This is a genomic window from Leptothrix mechoopdaensis (SeqCode), assembly GCF_053893855.1.
Window position 1 is genome coordinate 1363035 of the sequence record NZ_CM132699.1, and the last position, 17949, is coordinate 1380983.

Sequence of the window (17949 nt, forward strand, 5' to 3'; positions counted from 1 at the left end):
GGTGGTCTCTGGTCGATAAGGAAGTGGGGAACCCACTTTATTCCATATCCCATGCTCGAAGCCCTCACACGACTCCTGCGGGAATCCCGCCTCTGGCCCTGGGTCTCGCGCGACACGCGCTTGCTGCGCGACTGGGCGCGCGAGCGCGGTGCCGTCTACAAGGTGCCCCGGCAAGGGCACGGCTGCGTGGTCGAGAACTGCAGCCGCCACTTCCCGGCCCGGCTCGAATGGGGCGACAGCCAGCGCGACTACATCCGCGGCGCCGAGCTGCGGCTGCGGCTGGAGGCCGGCCTGCCCGAATCCTTCGAGGCGCTGGTGATGACCCGCGCGCTGGCCGAGCGGCTGGAGCAGCAGGCCTTCAAGCAGCTCACGCGCGGCACCCAGACCGGCATCGACGCGACCATGCCCGAGGAGGCCCGCTGGCTGGCGATGTTCGAGCCGGTGACGATCGACGACCCCGAGTTCAGCCACCACTTCGTGCTGCTGGCGGCCTCGCGCAGCGCCGCGCGGGCCTGGATCGACGCCGACATGGCAGCGCGCCTGCTGCGGGCGCGGGACAAGTGGCTGGGCGCCGACACCGCCTTCGTGATGATGGCGCTGCGCGGCCGGCTGATGCTGCGGACCGAGACCCGCAACCTGGACGAGGCGATGCTCGACGGCCTCTGCCTGGTGGCCGAGAACGCGGCCAGCCACGCCCAGCAGGCCTCCCGGCGCCACGGCGGCAAGGTCGACCCGGCGGCGGCGCGGCGCGGCGTGATCGGCACGGCCCAAGGTGTCACCCACCTGCGCTCGCTCGACGAGCCGGTGCCGGCCGGCGAGGCCAGCGACATCGACCCGGCGGCGATGACGCCAGACCCGGGCCCGCTGTCCAACCTGATGACGCCGACCGAACTCGGTGATGCGACCGGCATGGTCACCGGCGACACGCTCGGCCGCCAGCCCGACGGGCCGGGCCGCAAGCCGGGGCGCTGAGGCTCAGGCGCCCAGGCGCTGCGCCTGCCGCCAGGCCAGATCGGCCAGCGGCCGGGCCCGTTCGCCGGTCTCGCGTGCCTGCGCGCTGGCCGCCGTGCCGTCGACCACCCGGCGGGCGATGCCCTGCAGGATCGCGGCGATGCGGAACAGGTTGTAGGCCAGGTAGAACGGCCAGTCCGCGCGCAAGGTCTCGCGGTCGGGCAGGGCGCCCCGGGCCGGGCGCACATGGGCCAGGTAGTCGGCGATGTGGCTGTCCTCGTCTGGGATGCCCAGGGCGGACAGGTCGACGTCGCCGATGCCCCGGAACAGGCCCTGCGGGATGTGCCAGGTCATCGCGTGATAGGCCAGGTCGGCGATCGGGTGGCCCAGCGTCGACAGCTCCCAGTCCAGCACCGCCAGCACGCGCGGCTCGCTCGGGTGGAACAGCAGGTTGTCGAGCCGGTAGTCGCCATGCACGACGGCCACGAGGTTCTCGTCGCGCGCGCTGGCCGGCACATGGGCCGGCAGCCAGTCGATCAGGCGGTCCATCTCGGCGATCGGCGCCAGCGCGCCGCCGTCCATGCTGGCCTGGTACTGGCGGCTCCAGCGGGCGATCTGGCGCTCGAAGTAGTTGCCCGGCTTGCCGTAGTCGGCCAGCCCGACGGCCTGCACGTCGACGCTGTGCAGGGCGGCCAGCGTGCGCGCCATCGCGCCGTAGATGGCGCGCCGGTCGGCCGGTTCGTGGCCGGGCAGCGCCGGATCCCACAGCACCCGGCCGTCGACATGCGACATCACGTAGAACGCGCGGCCGATGACCGATTCGTCCTCGCACAGCAGCAGCGCCTCGGGCACCGGCACGGCACTGCCGTGCAGCGCACGCATCAGCCGGAATTCGCGTTCGATCGCATGTGCCGACGGCAGCAGCCGGGCCACCGGCGCGGGCTTGCTGCGCAGCACGTAGGAGCGCGTGGGCGTGTCGACGCGGTAGGTCGGGTTGGACTGCCCGCCCGCGAAGCGCGTGACGGTCAGAGGGCCGCGATGGCCGATGGCCGCGAGCTTCTCGCCCAGGTGGGCATCGAGCGCGGCGACGTCGAAGTCGACGTCCGGGGTGGCGTTTGCGGTCATGCGGGTGGGCCTCGTCGGGTCAGCGGTCCATGATGGCCAGCAGCTTCTCGCGCGACAGCACGACCAGCCGGGTCGGCTCGACCCGCAGCGCGCCTTCGCGCTCGAAGCCCTTGAGCTCCTGGTTGACGCGCTGGCGCGAGGCGCCGACGAGGTGGGCCAGGTCTTCCTGGGCCAGCTGCAGGCCGATGCGGATCTCCTCACCCTCGGCCTGACCGTAGCTGCGCGCCAGCATCAGCACCTGCCGCGCCAGCCGGGCCGCCAGCGGGCGCGAGTTGATGTCCTCCAGGTTGCTGAACATCAGCCGCAGGCGCCGGCAGTTCAGTCGCAGCAGGGCCTCGTAGAGCTCGACGTGGCGCGACAGCAGGCCCTGGAACTCGGACTTGCGCACCACCAGCAGCGTCGTCTCGCCATGCGTGACGGCATCGTGCGTGCGCGGCAGGCCGTCGAACAGCGCGATGTCGCCGAACCAGCTGCCCGGCTCGACATAGGTCAGCGTGATCTGCTTGCCGCCCAGCGAGACCATGCCGATGCGCACGGCGCCGCTGGCCACGCCCATCCATTCGTTGGGCTCGCCGCCGCGCGTGGTGATCTGCATGCCGTCGCGGTAGCGGCGGATCGAGGCGTGCGCCAGGATGTCGTCGCGCAGCGGCGCGGACAGGCTGGCGAACCAGCGGCCGTCGTCGATCTGGCGGCGTTCCTCAGGGGTCAGGATCTGGCTGGTCATCGGCGTCTCCGAGGACTCGGGTCAGGACAGGTGCTCGGCCAGCCGGGCCAGCGCGCGGTCCAGCGTCTCGTCGCGCTTGGCGAAGCACAGCCGGGCGATCTGCTGGTTGTCGCCGTCGCGGTAGAAGGCGCTCAGCGGGATGGCGGCCACGCCGACCTCGGTGGTCAGCCAGCGGCAGAAGGCGTTCTCGTCCAGCGCGGCGATCGGCGCGGGCAGGGCGCTGTAGTCGACGCTCTGGAAGTAGGTGCCCTCGCACGGCAGCAGCCGCAGGGCGGTGCCGGCCAGCCCGGCGCGGAAGCGGTCGCGCTTGCGCTGGTAGAAGGCCGCCAGGTCCAGGTAGGGCCGCGGGTCGGCCATGTAGCGCGCCAGCGCGTGCTGCATCGGCGTGTTGACGGTGAAGACGTTGAACTGGTGGACCTTGCGGAACTCGGCCGTCAGCGCGGCCGGCGCGGCCGCGTAGGCGACCTTCCAGCCGGTCACGTGGTAGGTCTTGCCGAAGCTGGAGATCAGCACGCTGCGGGCGGCCAGCTCGGGGTGGCGGGCGACGCTCTGGTGCGCCACGCCGTCGTAGACCATGTGCTCGTAGACCTCGTCGGCGATCAGCACGATCGGCGTCGGCCGCAGCAGCGCGGCGAGCTGCGCCATCTCGGCCTCGGTCCAGACGGTGCCGCTGGGGTTGTGCGGCGTGTTGACGATCATGGCGCGGGTGCGCGGCGTGATGGCCGCGGCGATGCGCTCGAAGTCGGGCCGGAAGGTGCCCGGCATCAGCGGCACGCGCACGCTGCGGGCGCCGGCCATCTCGATGCTGGGCTCGTAGCTGTCGTAGGCCGGCTCCAGCACGATCACCTCGTCGCCCGGCTGCGTCAGCGCCAGCACGGCGGTCAGGATCGCCTGGGTCGCGCCGGCGGTGATGGTGATCTCGCCGACCGGGTCATAGGCGGTGCCGTAGAGCGACGCGATCTTGCCGGCGACCGCCTCGCGCAGGGCCGGCAGGCCGGCCATCGGCGGGTACTGGTTGTGGCCGGCGTCGAGCGCGTCCTTGGCCGCCTGCATCAGCGCCGGATCGCCGTCGAAGTCCGGGAAGCCCTGGCCCAGGTTGACCGCGCCGGTCTCGCTGGCGAGTGCCGACATGACGGTGAAGATGGTCGTGCCCACCGACGGCAGGCGGCTGGCGGGCGTGGCGAGGGCGGCGGGCAGGGCGAGGGTCATGACGGTCGGTGGGCGGGTTGGACGAGGTCGGTCTGGCCGGCGTTCGGAGGACGGTTCACATCGCGTCCGCGGCGGCATCGCCACCGTTCGGACCGTGCATCGCGCGTTCGATCAGCGCGCGGTTGAGCCGCTCGGACAGCAGCTCGGCGAAGGCGAAGACGAAGTGGCGCAGGTAGGCGCCGCGCTTGAAGGCGATGCGCGCGACGTTGGCGCCGAACAGGTGGCCCAGCGGCATCGCGACCAGTTCGCCGCCGGGGGCGCACATCGGGTCGTCGCGCACGGCCATCTCGGCGACGATGCCCACGCCCAGTCCGAGCCGGACGTAGGTCTTGATGACGTCCGAGTCGATCGCCTCCAGCGCGATCTGCGGCTTCAGGCCGCGCTGCTCGAAGGCCGCGTCGATGCGCCCGCGTCCGGTGAAGGACGGGTGGTACGAGATCAGCGGGTACTTCATCAGGTGCTCCAGCCCGATCCGCTCCAGCTGGGTCAGCGGGTGGTCCACCGGCATCACCGCGACATGGCGCCATTCGTAGCAGGGCAGGGTGACGAGGTCGTCGTACTGCGTCAGGCGCTCGGTCGCCATGCCGATCTCGGCGGCGTCGTCCAGCACCATGCGCGCGACGTCGTCGGGCGTGCCCTGGTGCAGGCTGACGGCGACCTTGGGCCAGGCCGTGCGCAGCGCCGCGACCGGCGCGGGCAGCACGTAGCGGGCCTGGGTGTGGGTGGCCGCGATCGACAGCGTGCCGGCATCCTGGCGCGAGAAGTCCTCGCCGATGCGGCGCAGGTTGGCCAGCTCGGTCATGATCGACTCGATCGACTTCAGCACCAGCTGGCCCGGCTCGGTGACGCGCTTCAGGCGCTTGCCGTGGCGGGCGAAGATGTCCACGCCGAGCTCTTCCTCCAGTTCGAGGATGGCCTTGGAGATGCCCGGCTGCGACGTGTGCAGCGCCTTGGCCGTCTCGGTCAGGTTGAGGTTGCGGCGCACCGCTTCCTGGACGAAGCGGAACTGGTGCAGATTCATGCCGACGGCCCAGGTTGCGTGGCGGTGGGCTGCGTGGCGGCGGGCTGCGTGGCGAGCTGCAGCGCCGCGAGCGCGATGGCCTTGGTCACGACCTCGGTCTCGCCGATGGCCGGGGTGGACCGCAGGGCCAGGCCGGGATAAGCAGCGCGCAGCTCGTCGAGCAGGGCCGGCAGGTCACGCCGGACATGGCCGCCGGCGCCGAGGAACAGCGGCACGACGGTGATGTCGTCGCAGCCCTGCGAGGTCATCGTCGCCACGGCGTCCTTCAGGCCGGGCTGCATCAGTTCCAGGTAGGCAAGCGCGACGGCTTGGCCGGGTGCGGCGGCGCGCATCTGCGCGGCAATCGCCTCGAAGGGGCGGGCCCAGGCCGGGTCTCGGGCGCCATGGGCGAACAGCAGGATGCCTTGCATCGTCGGGTCTCGTGTCGAGCGGATCGGGTGAGGCCGGCCGCGCGCGAGGCACGTCCGGCACGGGGAAAGAAAGGAATGAACGCGGCGCCTCGGCCCGGTCAGCGGTAGCGGACCAGCCAGCTGAAGGCGGCCATCGACAGCAGCAGGTAGATCGCGCTCGGTGCGCTGGCCGCGATCCACGGGGTCCAGTTGTTGAGCAGGCCCAGGTGGCCGCTGACGTTGTTGAGCAGCACGAAGCTGATGCCCAGCATGATCCCGCCGAACACCATCAGGCCGATGCCGCCGCTGCGGCCGTGCAGGTAGGCGAAGGGCAGCGCCAGGCCCATCATCACGAGGCAGGCGAAGGGGTAGAGCGCCTTCTTCCAGAACTGGATCTCGTAGCGTTGCGCCGCCTGGTCGTGGTCTTCCAGGTGGCTCATGTAGGTGTAGAGCGCGGCGGTGGTCATCGTGCGCAGCGGCAGCACGGCGGCGGCCACGACGGCACGGGTCAGGCCCGAATGCCACTGCAGCTCGTCGCGGACCTCGTCGGCTTCCAGCCGGGGCGTGCGGTCGGGCGACCAGTGCGACACGCGCACCTGCAGCAGCGTCCAGGTGCCGTCCTCGTCGATGCGGGCCTGCGCGGCCTGGGTGCGCTGGCGCAGCTCGCCGCGCGGGCCGAACTCGAAGATGCGGACCTGTTCGAGCGAGCCGTCGTCGCGGGCCGACATGAAGTTGACGGTGTAGCGGTGCTCGCCGTCCTCGCGCAGCGTGCTGTCCTTCAGCCAGGCGCCACCCTGGGCCACCGCCAGCCGGCCCGAGACGCTGGCCTGCAGCAGTGTCGCGCGGGTGTCGCACCACGGCGCGATGAAGTCGCCGACCACGAAGGTCGTGGCCGCGAACGCCAGGCCGAGTCCGGCCAGCAGCTTCAGCGCCAGCCCCGGCCCGAGCCCGCCGGTGCGCAGGATGGTGTATTCCGACGAATGCGCCAGCCGCGACAGCGCGTAGATCGCCCCGATCAGCACGGCGATCGGCGCCAGCTCGTAGACGTGGCCGGGCACCTGCAGCAGGCAGGCCAGCCCGGCATGCCAGAGCGTGTAGCCGTTGCGGCCGACCTGTTCGATCTCGCCCATCAGGTCGATGAAGAAGAACAGCCCCAGGAAGGCCGCCATCACGAACAGCGTGGCGCCGAGGATCTCGCGGTAGAGCAGGCGACGGACGGTGCGCAGCATGGCCATGTCGTCGTGCCTCAGGAACCGCGCGTGGCACGGCCACGCACGCGCCACCAGAACAGCGTCGCGGTGATCGCGGCCATGCCGCCATGCACCAGCAGCAGCGCGCCGGCCAGCGACAGCCGGCCCGATCCGACCCAGGACTGGCTGAGGTTGACCATGTTGAAGTAGACGATGAAGCCCAGCAGCGCCGACATCAGCGTCCAGCCGCTGCCGGTGCGCGCGCTGCCCTGCGCCAGCGCCACGCCGAGGAACGCGAGGTTCAGGCCGGCCAGCGACATGCCCAGTCGCCAGGCCAGCTCGCCACGGGCGCGCGGCTCGGGGTCCATCAGCAGGTCGAGCGTGCCGCGTGCCGGCGGGCGTTCGGTGGCGTCCTGCTGCACCACCTTCTCCTCGATGCGGATGCGGTAGCTCTCGAAGCGCGAGATCGTGCGGGTCGTCCCCTGCAGGTCGAGATCGGTGCGGGCGCCGTCGCGCAGCACCAGCTGGCGCGTGCCGTCCTCGGGCACCTCGATGCGGCCGGCCAGCGCGCTGGTCACCGACTCGTGGTCCGGACGCTGGTCGACGATGAAGATGTTGCGGCCGGTCGAGGCGTCCGGCGACTGCTTGTCGATGAAGAAGACCCGCTGGCCGTTGCCCGAGATCTGGAACTGGCCGGGCGCGACACGCGACAGGTCGGAACGCTGTTCGTAGCGGGCGCGCAGCTCGATCGCCTGCCGGTTCGCCCAGGGCCAGGTGACCAGCAGCATCACCACCACCATCGCCAGCACCGGCGCCGCGAAGCGCAGCACCGGCCGCAGGAAGCGCAGCAGCGAGACGCCGCTGGCGAACCACACCGCCATCTCGCTGTCGCGGTAGAGCCGCGTCAGGGTCGACACGATCGCGACGAACAGCGACAGGCACAGGATGGTCGGCACATGGCCCAGGCCGGTGTAGCCGAGCAGCAGCACGACGTCCTGGGGCGAGACGCGACCGAGGGCGGCCTGCCCGAGCGTGCGGATCAGCATCATCGTCAGCACGATGGTCAGGATGACCGCGAGCGTGCCGCCGAAGCTGCGCGACAGCTCCTTCCGTAGGGTGGAATCGAATAACATGTTTGCGTCTTGTGACCGTACGGAATTATGGACGTTCGAGCCCTGCCCCTGACGCCTGCTGACTGGGCCGGACATGCCACCCCGGCGTGGCTGATCCTGCTGCCTGCAGACCCCAAGACCTGGCGCCTGGATGGCGTCATCGCCGACCTCGCGCACGATGCCGTGCGCCACGGCGATCTGGAGCTGAAAGCTGGCAAGCAGCTCTACCTGCACCGCCCCGCCGGCCTGAAGGCCGCTCGTCTCGTGCTGTCGGTCGTCGCCGACCTGGGCGCCAAGGCCTGGCGCAACGCGATCGCGGCGGGTCTGGCCTCGATCAAGGGCAGTGGCGCCAGCGCCGCCGTGGTCGGCTGGGCCGGCGCCGAGCCGCTGACCGCGCAGCATGCCGAACTGGCCGCATCGGCCTTCGCCGATGCGCTCTACACCTACCGCCACACCAAGCCGAGCGCCCCGGCCGCAGCGGCCCTGGGCAAGCTCGCCATCGCGGTCGACAAGGCCGACAAGGCCCAGCTGGCCGAGCTTCGCGCCGGTCTGGCCCGAGGCAAGGCGATCGGTGCCGGCGTGACGCTGGCGCGCGAGGTCGCCAACCGCCCCGGCAATCACTGCACCCCGAGCCAGCTGGCCGCGCAGGCCCGCGCCCTGGCCGAAGAACATGGCCTGGCCATCGAGGTGCTCGACCGCAAGGCGATGGCCCGGCTCGGCATGGGCGCGCTGCTGGCCGTGGCGCAGGGTTCCGAGGAGCCGCCGCAGTTCATCGTGCTGCGCTACGACGGGGCGGCCCGCAAGGCGGCGCCGGTCGTGCTGGTCGGCAAGGGCATCACCTTCGACACCGGCGGCATCTCGATCAAGCCGGCGGCCGAGATGGACGAGATGAAGTTCGACATGGGCGGTGCCGCCAGCGTGCTGGGCACGATGCGCGCGGTGGCCGAACTCAAGCCCAAGGTCAACCTGATCGGCGTCATCCCGACCTGCGAGAACATGCCCGACGGCCGCGCCGTCAAGCCGGGTGACGTCGTCACCAGCCTGTCGGGCCAGACCATCGAGATCCTCAACACCGATGCCGAAGGGCGACTGATCCTGTGCGACGCGCTGACCTACGTCGAGCGCTTCAAGCCCGCCGCCGTGGTCGACATCGCGACGCTGACCGGCGCCTGCGTGATCGCGCTGGGCCATCAGCACAGCGGCCTGTTCAGCGCCGATGACGCGCTGGCCGACAGCCTGCTGGGCGCCGGTCGCCGCAGCCTCGACAGCGCCTGGCGCATGCCGCTGGACGACGAATACGCCGAGGGCCTGAAGAGCAACTTCGCCGATGTCGGCAACGTCGGCGGCCGCGCCGGCGGGGCGATCACGGCGGCGCTGTTCCTCAAGCGTTTCACCTCGGCCTACCGCTGGGCCCACCTCGACATCGCCGGCACGGCCTGGAAAAGCGGTGCCGCCAAGGGCGCGACCGGCCGCCCGGTGCCGCTGCTGACCCACTTCGTGCTGTCCCAGGTCGACGGCGGCACGACCTGAGCCACGTCCGAGTACCCGTCATGGCCCTGGCCGCCGTCGCCTTCCACTTCAACGTGCCGGATCGGCGCGACTACACCTGCCGCCTGCTGCGCAAGGCCTGGCGGCAAGGTGCGAAGGTGGTGGTGACGGGGGCGTCGCACACGCTTGACGATCTCGACCGGGCCTTGTGGATCTTCGATGCGCTCGAGTTCGTGCCCCACTGGCGCGCCGCGAGCACCGATCGCCTGCCCGAGCGGCTGCGCGCCCGCACGCCGATCGTCCTGCTGGACCAGGCCGCGCCGGATGCCGGCCATGGCGTGCTGGTCAACCTCGGTCACGAGGTGCCCGAGCCGGCGACGCGCTTCGACCGCGTCATCGAGATCGTCGGCATGGGCGACGAGGAGCGCGCCCAGGCGCGGCTGCGCTGGCGCCACTACACGCAGCTCGGCGTGGCGATCGAGCGACACGACGTCAAGGCGGCCTGACATGCAGACCCCGCCGCCCAAGCTGGTGCCCACGCTCACCGATGTGGTGGGTTTCTCGCTCGACGCCGAGTCGTCGGCAACGTCCCCGCCGGCTGCGTCGCCCGCTCCGGAAACCCCGCCGCGCAGTGCCGACGTGATGCAGCTGCGACCGTTGCCGTCGGCCGGGAACCCCGATGGCATCGATGAAAACGAGCTGGCGCAGCGGGTGCTGTCCGATGTCCAGCGACAGATCGACCGCATGTTCGAGTACCGCATGCGCGAGAGCGTTGGCCCGGTCTTTGCGAGGCTGCTGGACGCCTTCCTGATCGAGACCCGCGAAGAGCTCAACAGGACCTTGCAGGACGTCGTCCGCCGCGCCGTCGCCCAGGAGCTGGCCCGTCACCGACCGCGCTGAACCGCCATCCCCGCGGCGCGGGCGCAGCGCCAGGATGTCTGTACATCTCAGTGTCTGCGCGAATGTTCGGGGTGCTTTTCCTCCACTATCCTTACCGCTTCTATCACTGAGGGTTCACATGAATCGTTCCATTTTTGCTCTCTCCCTCGTCAGCGTCGCCATGCTCGCCGCCTGCGGCAAGAAGGAAGAAGCCGCCCCGGCCGCTGCTGCTGCCTCCGCTGCCGCTCCGGCCGCCCCGGCTGCCGCCGTCGTCAAGATCGGCCACGTCGGCCCGACCAGCGGCGCGATCGCCCACCTCGGCAAGGACAACGAGAACGGCGCCCGCATGGCGGTCGACGAACTCAACGCCAAGGGCGTGACGATCGGTGGCGCGAAGGTCACCTTCGAGCTGCTCGCCGAAGACGACGGCGCGGATCCGAAGCAAGGCACCGCCGCAGCGCAGAAGCTGGTCGACTCGAAGGTTGCCGGTGTCATCGGCCACCTGAACTCGGGCACCTCGATCCCGGCCTCGAAGATCTACAGCGACGCGGGCATCCCGCAGATCTCGCCGTCGGCCACGAACCCGACCTTCACCCGCCAGGGCTTCAAGACCACCTTCCGCGTCGTCGCCGATGACGTGCATCTGGGCGGCACGCTTGGCAAGTACGCCGTGACCGAACTGAAGGGCAAGTCCATCGCCGTCATCGACGACCGCACCGCCTACGGCCAGGGCGTCGCCGACGAGTTCGAGAAGGGCGTTGCTGGCGCCGGCGGCAAGACCGTCGCCCGCGAGTTCACCAACGACAAGGCCACGGACTTCACCTCCATCCTGACCAAGATCAAGGCGTCCAAGCCGGACGTCGTCTTCTTCGGTGGCATGGACGCTGTGGCCGGCCCGATGATTCGCCAGATGAAGCAACTGGGCATCAAGGCCAAGTTCATGGGCGGCGACGGCATCTGCTCGGGCGAACTGCCCAAGCTGTCCGGCGGCGCGATGGGTGACGGCCAGGTCGTCTGCGCCGAAGCCGGTGGCGTCGAAGGCGAAGCCAAGGTCGCGATGGACGACTTCAAGGCCCGCTTCAAGGCCAAGTTCAATGCCGACGTCCAGATCTACGCCCCGTACGTCTACGACGCCACCAACGTGCTGGTCGCCGCGATGGTCAAGGCCGACTCGGCCGATCCGGCCAAGTACCTGCCGGTGCTGGCCCAGACCGCCGACTACAAGGGCGTGACCGGCACCATCTCGTTCGACGAGAAGGGCGACATCAAGAACGGCGCGCTGACCCTGTACACCTACAAGGGCGGCAACCGCGAGCAGATCGCCGTCGTGCGCTGATCGACCCCGCTGTCTCGCCGGCGCCTCACCGCGCCGGCTGACCGCCTCGACGCCCGCCTCGTGCGGGCGTTTTTGCGTCCAGACCCGCTATACTTGCGGGCTTCGCGGAGAGGTGGATGAGCGGTTTAAGTCGCACGCCTGGAAAGCGTGTGTGGGTTAATCCCCACCGCGGGTTCGAATCCCGCCCTCTCCGCCAGAGACAGCACCAACGAAAGCCCAAGTGATTGATTCACTTGGGCTTTTTTGTTTTTGCCTGTTCTACCCACCAATCTACCCACCATCAGAACGCCCATGAAAACCGCTGGGAACAGCGAGGCGGTCCGAAGATTCTGCGAGCCATGCCCGGTTCCGTTGGGGACGTTGGGGACATGGGGACACGGGTCTCCAACGCCGCTCGGAACGATTTCATGGTGATCGGGTGTTGGTGCCTCGCGACGAGCCGGACCTGGCTCGCGAGCGGTACTGATTGCATGTCGTGCGCTGGATCTTGATGCGGTGTCCTGACATTTCGCTTCAATCAAGAACCTGTTGACCCTTCACAGCTTGACCCGCCCTGTCGCCTGACGGCTTCTCGTCGGGGTGAGATAGGCGTCGTCGTCATGACGATCAAGCGGCAGACCTAGACCTGATGCGCCGGCCGTGAACTCGTCGACCATCGAGACGGGCACCGTGAGCGTCCACATGCCCACCGCTGCCGTTGCCCAAGCCCCTTGGCAACGATGGACGAGTCGGGCCAGTTCGCTGTCGGGATCCATCGGGCCCGACATCATCAGGTGGAAGTGTCGATACCTTCGGGGGAGCACCACCTTCTGAATCGTGACCTGCCTCTCCCCGGTGAGCACGCCCACGAACTCGTCGCCCCAGTCCAGCCGGGAGACCGAGAACAGGTCCGGCACGGCAATGCGATACCGCCCCTGACCGAGTTCGACCAGTTCCATGAACTCAAGTTCGGTACGACCGTCACGCCCTTCCAGGACCAGGCCATCGTCGTCCCAGTAGAGGCCGTAACGCTCCGGACCCTCGTCCGTCAGGGGGAATGTCACCTCGTAGGCGACCGCGGGTTCCAGCAGGTCGTAGAAGGGGCTGACAGCAGAGCCAGAGGCCATGGCGGACTCCTCGAACGCGGAGAGGTCGTGATGCACCCCTCAATCGGGGCGTCTCGGCATGTTGTCCTGTGCCATAACAGCCGTCTACACTGAGCCATCGCCGATTTACTGCTACTTGCGGGCGATTCACAAATGCAGCTAAACGGTCCAACCCGTCGACGCTGCTGCGCGACGGGTTTTTTGTTTTGGGCTGGTCCACCACATGGACCCAGGTGATTTGTTTCGATTGTCGACCTGGGCCTTCGCCTAACCGACTAAACCGGAGACGCGCCATGCGCATCCAGATCCTGCACGCCAACCCGGCGTACCAGCTGTCCGCACAGCTCCAGAGCAGCCACCACGGCCACCACCTGCAGTTCGTCAGCTTCGTGCCGACCGCGCGTCGCCCCGAGCGGCAGGTCCGCTTCCAGACCTTGCTCTCGCGGACGGACCTGCTGGGCCTGCGTGCGCTGATTGACGCGCAGCTGCAGGACATCGTGCCGACGGAGATCGGCACCTGAGGACTGGCTCACGATCTGAGCCAGCCATGTCGCACCATGACCCATAGAGTTCCAGGGAGAACCACATGACCGATCCACACGACAACATCAGCGCCAAGGCGCCCGCCGTCGACGCTGACCTTGCGGCCGCCTACGAGAGCACGGCCTTCGAAGTGCTTGGCGATCGCCCCATCGTCTTGAAGGTGCAGGACGGGCCGGACGAGATCGACGCTGCGGCCACGTGGCTGGCCGGCTTCGGCGCCGAATCGGCCATTGTCATCACCGCGTGGAACCCGTTCAGCGAGTCCCGCACGACCGAGTGGAACGAGGCTGCGAATGAGAGGCTGCAGGCCGATGTCAAGGCCGCCGGCCGGCGCTGGTTGCCGGCGCGTGGCGTCAGCGAGGACGGCAACTGGTCGGAAGCGAGCGGCTGCGTCTTCGACGTGCCTCCGCAGCGTGTGGACGCGTGGCTGGTCGAGTTCCGGCAGCACGCCGTTCTGTTGGCTCGGCGAGGCGAGTCGCCGGTGCTGATCTGGCACCCGGACCACCGTCGAGCCTGACGGCTGCCGCAGGCGAAACAAGGGTCAGGTCCACCTTACGGACCGGGGGGAGTTGCCCGCTTGCCGGCCCCGACATCGCGTCAGACACGGCTAAACCGGAGACCTGCATGGCCAAGCCCTGGAGTCCGTCGATCGGGGCGGTCCGGTTGGCGCCGCAGTTCCTCACGCCGCCAGACTTCTGGATGGGGCACCACCATCGTCTGGCGTCGAAAGCCGCTACCGATTCTGGGCAAAATCCAGCGAAAAGATGCGCGCGCCCCAGGGCGTGGCGGCAGGCCAGGGAGGCATGCCGGGTGGTCGATGGCCTCTCTTCAGGCGGTCGACCGCTCTGCCATCGAGACCTGCGACGATGGAGTTGTTTGCGCATGGCCCGGATCTCGCCGCTGTTGGACCAACGACGCCCGACCACAGCGGGCGAGTACACCGAGCTTGCGGTGCTCAAGCAACTGCGCGACGGACTCGACGACCGCTTCCACCTCTTTCACGGCATGAACTGGGTCGTCACGGCAGCCGCCGCCGACCACCATGGCGAACTCGACATCGTGGTCGTCAATGACGCAGGCGACGTTGCGGTGCTGGAGGTCAAGGCCGGCGCTCTGACGCTCGACGGGTCGACCCTGCACAAGACCTACCGTGGCGAGTCCAAGGACGTGATCGCGCAGGCCAGGCGTCAGTTCGGCAGCATCCTGGGCCGCCTGAAGTCCGCCAATCTGGGAGTACGGCTGCTGCATCTGCTGGTACTCCCTGACCAGCGCCTTGGTGATCTCGGAACCGTTGCCTATCCACGCGAGCGCATTGCCGACGCCGACGACTGTGTCGACCTGGCGGGTCTCCTGATGATTCGCCTGGGCAGTGGCTTGCCCGATCAGGACCGCAAGGCGAGGGTCCTGGCGTTCTTCGACAACCGACTGCCTCAGCAACCCGACGTCTCGCAGATGGCTGGCACCTTGCGCCGTCAGGTCAGCGAGCTCTCGGACGGACTCGCCACCTGGGTGCCTCGCATCCAGGCGCCGAACGGTGTGATTCGCGTGCGCGCCACCGCCGGCTCTGGCAAGACCCAGCTCGCACTGCGCCTGCTGCGCGACGCTTGTGTGGATCGCCAACGGGCGGCCTATGTCTGCTTCAACCGTCCGCTGGCCGACCTGATGCGCCAGCATGCGCCGGATCCGGTCGACGTCGCCACGTTCCACCAGTTGGCGTGGTTGGCCGCTGGCAGCACCGTCGGCGCGCAGGACCGTCTGGCGCAAGAGCAGGCGCTGGCCGCAGCGATCCATGCCACAGGGCCCGATCTGGACCTGTTGGTGATCGACGAATTGCAGGACTTCCTGCCGGACTGGGTCACGACGCTCATTCAGCGCGTGAGGGCCAGTGGTCGCCTGGTGTTGCTGGACGACCCGGCGCAATGCCTCTACCCGGACCGAGACGAGATCGAGGTCGACGGCGCCGTTGTCGTCACCTGCGACGACAACCACCGCAGCCCGCGGCGCATCGTCGAGACGATCAACCTGCTGGACCTCGCGGACCGTCCGATCCGTGCCTGCGGGCCACTACGGGGCGAGTCTCCGAACATCCTGACCTACGACTCGACAGTGGCTGACCGTCTGGCCGACAGCCTGATCCGCAAGACCATCGATGCGGTACAGGACTGCCTGGACTGCGGCCATCCGCTGCAGGACATCGTCCTGTTGTGCTGGCGTGGCCGGGAGCATTCGAGGCTGGCGGAACTGGATCGGTTGGGCGACTGGCCGCTGGCGCGGTTCACCGGCAGGTATGACGCGAGCGGCGAGCCCGTCTGGACTGCAGGCGACCTGCGTGTCGAGACGGTGCGGCGATTCAAGGGCCAGTCGGCGCCGGCAGTGGTCTTGTCAGAGGTGGACTTCGACCAGATCCGGGCACTCGACCGACGCATGCTCTTTGTTGCGCTGACACGTGCCCAGATGAAGGCGACCTTGGTGATGACCTCGACCGCTGAACAAGAACTGATGCGGCAGATCCCATGAAGCACTACGTTCAATATCACAACGAAGACATCAACGGCCCACTGGGCAAGGGTGACGGCATGGGCCGCTTCGTCATCTCGGCCAGCAAGTCGATCAACCATCTGGTTGGTCAGCGGGTGTGGCTCGTCAGCGGCAGCGGCAAGCCGCGGCGCTATCGTCTCGAGTACACCTTCACGGTCGACCACATCGTGAACGGCACGCCCAACCGGGCCATCGGATACGACGGTGAACGGTTCGATCCTGCCCCGTTGTTGAATGACACGGACTGGGGCCCTGCATTCGTCAAGAGCCAGCAGAACTTCAGCCTTGGCGTGCGAGAGATCCCCACCGAATGGGTCGAGCGCCTCCATGCTCTGGTCAGGTCCGAGTCCGCAGGCATTGAGGATGCAATTGTCAACCTCACGGCCGATCACTACCTGGCCGCGCTCCAGCAATTCGAGCCCAGCATGTCATCTGCGCAGCGAGCCATGCTGCTCGGCCATGCCGCTGCCCCACACGCAAGCCTGTCGATGTCGGCGCTGGCCAGGCTCGGGAACTACCGCGGAATCCGCCCGGCCAATCTGCAATATGGCGCGCTGGCCGGCAAGATCGCCGCTGCGCTGCGTGTCGACATGCGCGGCAACGACAACGTCGCGGTACTCGCGACGCCAGACCGTTCGATTCGAGGCGACGACGACTGGCAGTGGAGACTTCGCCCGCAGGTGCTCGACGCTGTTCATGCCCTTTGGCCCGACGAGGTGCAGGCTGGCAATCCTGACCTTCAGGGGGCAGCGCTGGCGGTCGATGCGGAGAATCAAGGCCGCCATCTGACTGCGACCGAGCGGGCAGCCTTGATCCTGGCGCGCATCGGCCAGGGCCGGTACCGCGCAGACCTGCTCGACATCTGGGACGGTCGCTGTGCCCTGACCGGTTGCGCGGTCCCGGCTGCCTTGATCGCCTCGCATGCGAAAGCATGGCGCGATTGCAGCCATGCAGAACGACTGGATCCGCACAACGGCCTGTTGCTGGCGGCCTCTGTCGATCGCCTCTTCGATGCCGGCCTCATCGGCTTCGATGATCGTGGCCGCCTGCTGATGAACCCCTCGCTGTCCGCCGGGGATCTGGCAACGATCGGCGTGGCACCGGGCGCGAGGCTGCGGCAGGTTCACCCGGCCCTGAAGCCCTACTTGCGCCACCATCGCGAACAGCACGGTCTGAGCGAGCGTGACGAACGGCGCCAGGGATCCGTGGATGCATCCCCCATCGCGCGGACCGCGCACCGCATGGCGCGGCAAGCATGAGTCGGGCGGCCGTCTACACCATCGTCAACCGTGCGCTGGTCCAACAGGCCTTGGTCCAGGGCCAGCGTGGCCACTTCATCGAGGCCAAGCGGTGGGCCAGCGCCAGCAAGGCCTGGCGAGCATGCGTGGACGATGGGCTGAGCTATCTCCTGCTGCTCGGCGATGCGGCCGAGATCCGCGGGGTGGAGTGGGTCGCCGAGGTCGAGTCGATCGAGATCCTTCCCGACGATCGGACGCGTGTCACCTTCGCTCGCCTTCGCATGCTGGACAAGGCGATCCCGCGCAGCCGCTTGATCAAGGCCAGCAACTTGCAGCCCTTGAGCAACGACTACATCAAGCCTTACGTGCCGTGCGTTCTGAAGGGCGCGGCGCTGCAGGCCGTGACGGCCGCACTCGCTCAGCCTGCGGCGGCCTTGCAGGATTGGGAACCCACGGGTGTTGATGCCGCTGCCGCTGGGCTGGTCGGCATCACCCAGCGCGACCTGCTGACCACCGGGCGCGTGGGGCAAGACAGCTATCGAGCGGCGCTGATGCAACTCTGGCAGGGCCGTTGCGCCTTGACCGGCGTCGATGTGCCTGAGGTGCTGATTGCATCTCATGCCAAGCCCTGGAGCGAGTGCAGCGATGCCGAGCGGCTGGATCCCCACAACGGCCTGTTGCTGGCGGCCTCTGTGGACCGACTCTTCGACGCCGGCCTCATCGGCTTCGATGACGACGGAGGCTTGTTGTGCAGTCCGCTACTGCGCCCTGAAACGCTGCGGGCCATCGGTGTCGCGCCGGATGCGCGACTCGCGCGGGTGGACGCCGCCCTGAAGCCCTACCTGCGACATCATCGCGAACGTCATCGCCTGGGCGACGGCGTCGACAAGGAAGTCGACTCGTCAGGTCGGACCCAACGTCCCTCGCGCTTGCTGGATGACCGCCGCTAGCTTCAGCCAACACCTTCGCATGACCCGACCCGCCATGCATTGCCGGGCAGCCCATTCGGCTTTCGTGAGGAAGGATTTCATGTTGGTCGAAGGTGACTCACCCTCTTTCTGCACGGATGGTGGTTCCGAAAACGCAAGAATCTCCCCTGGTCTGAAATCAACCACAGGGAG

The 17949-nt window shown here is 68.6% G+C and carries 18 protein-coding genes and 1 tRNA gene; 11 read left to right on the plus strand and 8 right to left on the minus strand.

Translation table 11 applies throughout. From position 1 onward, the window contains the following. Positions 1-51 precede the first annotated feature (51 nt). Positions 52-972: a hypothetical protein gene (locus ACWA7K_RS06155; RefSeq protein WP_456166680.1), complete on the plus strand. Its 921-nt coding sequence runs from the start codon at positions 52-54 to the stop codon at positions 970-972. A 3-nt stretch (positions 973-975) separates the two neighbouring features. On the opposite strand, the gene ACWA7K_RS06160 is transcribed toward ACWA7K_RS06155, so the two are convergent. From ACWA7K_RS06160 to lptF, 7 genes are all read right to left on the minus strand, one after another. Next, on the minus strand, positions 976-2076 hold the full coding sequence (locus ACWA7K_RS06160) for a phosphotransferase (RefSeq protein WP_456166684.1): 1101 nt from the start codon (positions 2074-2076) through the stop codon (positions 976-978). Between the two features lie 19 nt (positions 2077-2095). After that, positions 2096-2800, minus strand: coding sequence for a Crp/Fnr family transcriptional regulator (locus ACWA7K_RS06165; protein WP_456166686.1), 705 nt, complete (start codon positions 2798-2800; stop codon positions 2096-2098). A gap of 21 nt (positions 2801-2821) precedes the next feature. Further along, positions 2822-4009 carry a methionine aminotransferase gene (locus tag ACWA7K_RS06170; protein ID WP_456166688.1) on the minus strand — a complete coding sequence of 396 codons (1188 nt, stop codon included), beginning with the start codon at positions 4007-4009 and terminating at the stop codon, positions 2822-2824. A 55-nt stretch (positions 4010-4064) separates the two neighbouring features. Then, positions 4065-5030, minus strand: a complete 966-nt coding sequence (locus ACWA7K_RS06175) for a CysB family HTH-type transcriptional regulator (protein ID WP_456166690.1) — start codon at positions 5028-5030, stop codon at positions 4065-4067. Continuing rightward, complete coding sequence (locus tag ACWA7K_RS06180) at positions 5027-5440, minus strand: sirohydrochlorin chelatase (RefSeq protein WP_456166692.1); 414 nt, start codon at positions 5438-5440, stop codon at positions 5027-5029. The genes ACWA7K_RS06175 and ACWA7K_RS06180 overlap by 4 nt, the downstream gene beginning before the upstream one ends. Positions 5441-5538: 98 nt before the next feature. Beyond that, positions 5539-6645 carry an LPS export ABC transporter permease LptG gene (gene lptG / locus ACWA7K_RS06185; protein ID WP_456168697.1) on the minus strand — a complete coding sequence of 369 codons (1107 nt, stop codon included), beginning with the start codon at positions 6643-6645 and terminating at the stop codon, positions 5539-5541. A 20-nt stretch (positions 6646-6665) separates the two neighbouring features. Continuing rightward, positions 6666-7742 carry an LPS export ABC transporter permease LptF gene (lptF, locus tag ACWA7K_RS06190; RefSeq protein WP_456166694.1) on the minus strand — a complete coding sequence of 359 codons (1077 nt, stop codon included), beginning with the start codon at positions 7740-7742 and terminating at the stop codon, positions 6666-6668. Positions 7743-7769: 27 nt separating this feature from the next. Here lptF and ACWA7K_RS06195 point away from each other — a divergent pair, with 27 nt between their 5' ends. The 5 genes from ACWA7K_RS06195 to ACWA7K_RS06215 all read left to right on the plus strand — a co-directional run bounded on the left by ACWA7K_RS06195 (position 7770) and on the right by ACWA7K_RS06215 (position 11620). Then, positions 7770-9251 carry a leucyl aminopeptidase gene (locus tag ACWA7K_RS06195; RefSeq protein ID WP_456166696.1) on the plus strand — a complete coding sequence of 494 codons (1482 nt, stop codon included), beginning with the start codon at positions 7770-7772 and terminating at the stop codon, positions 9249-9251. 20 nt (positions 9252-9271) lie between these two features. Continuing rightward, complete coding sequence (locus ACWA7K_RS06200; RefSeq protein WP_456166698.1) at positions 9272-9715, plus strand: DNA polymerase III subunit chi; 444 nt, start codon at positions 9272-9274, stop codon at positions 9713-9715. A gap of 1 nt (position 9716) precedes the next feature. Further along, entirely contained in the window at positions 9717-10109 is a 393-nt protein-coding gene (locus ACWA7K_RS06205; protein WP_456166700.1) for a hypothetical protein, read from the plus strand. A 118-nt stretch (positions 10110-10227) separates the two neighbouring features. Then, on the plus strand, positions 10228-11424 hold the full coding sequence (locus ACWA7K_RS06210; protein WP_456166702.1) for a branched-chain amino acid ABC transporter substrate-binding protein: 1197 nt from the start codon (positions 10228-10230) through the stop codon (positions 11422-11424). 106 nt (positions 11425-11530) lie between these two features. Continuing rightward, positions 11531-11620 (plus strand) — tRNA-Ser (locus ACWA7K_RS06215). Positions 11621-11960: 340 nt separating this feature from the next. Here ACWA7K_RS06215 and ACWA7K_RS06220 read toward each other — a convergent pair. Then, positions 11961-12566 (minus strand): hypothetical protein, encoded by a 606-nt coding sequence (locus tag ACWA7K_RS06220; RefSeq protein WP_456166704.1) that lies wholly within the window; start codon positions 12564-12566, stop codon positions 11961-11963. A gap of 236 nt (positions 12567-12802) precedes the next feature. Here ACWA7K_RS06220 and ACWA7K_RS06225 point away from each other — a divergent pair, with 236 nt between their 5' ends. From ACWA7K_RS06225 to ACWA7K_RS06245, 5 genes are all read left to right on the plus strand, one after another. Continuing rightward, positions 12803-13030, plus strand: coding sequence for a hypothetical protein (locus tag ACWA7K_RS06225; RefSeq protein ID WP_456166705.1), 228 nt, complete (start codon positions 12803-12805; stop codon positions 13028-13030). Between the two features lie 65 nt (positions 13031-13095). Continuing rightward, a complete protein-coding gene (locus ACWA7K_RS06230) occupies positions 13096-13569 on the plus strand; it encodes a DUF3293 domain-containing protein (protein WP_456166707.1) in 474 nt (157 codons plus the stop codon). A gap of 365 nt (positions 13570-13934) precedes the next feature. Further along, on the plus strand, positions 13935-15569 hold the full coding sequence (locus tag ACWA7K_RS06235; protein ID WP_456166709.1) for an ATP-binding domain-containing protein: 1635 nt from the start codon (positions 13935-13937) through the stop codon (positions 15567-15569). Then, positions 15566-16849, plus strand: a complete 1284-nt coding sequence (locus tag ACWA7K_RS06240; RefSeq protein ID WP_456166711.1) for an HNH endonuclease — start codon at positions 15566-15568, stop codon at positions 16847-16849. The genes ACWA7K_RS06235 and ACWA7K_RS06240 overlap by 4 nt, the downstream gene beginning before the upstream one ends. Continuing rightward, positions 16846-17778 carry an HNH endonuclease gene (locus ACWA7K_RS06245; protein WP_456166713.1) on the plus strand — a complete coding sequence of 311 codons (933 nt, stop codon included), beginning with the start codon at positions 16846-16848 and terminating at the stop codon, positions 17776-17778. The genes ACWA7K_RS06240 and ACWA7K_RS06245 overlap by 4 nt, the downstream gene beginning before the upstream one ends. Positions 17779-17949 lie beyond the last annotated feature (171 nt).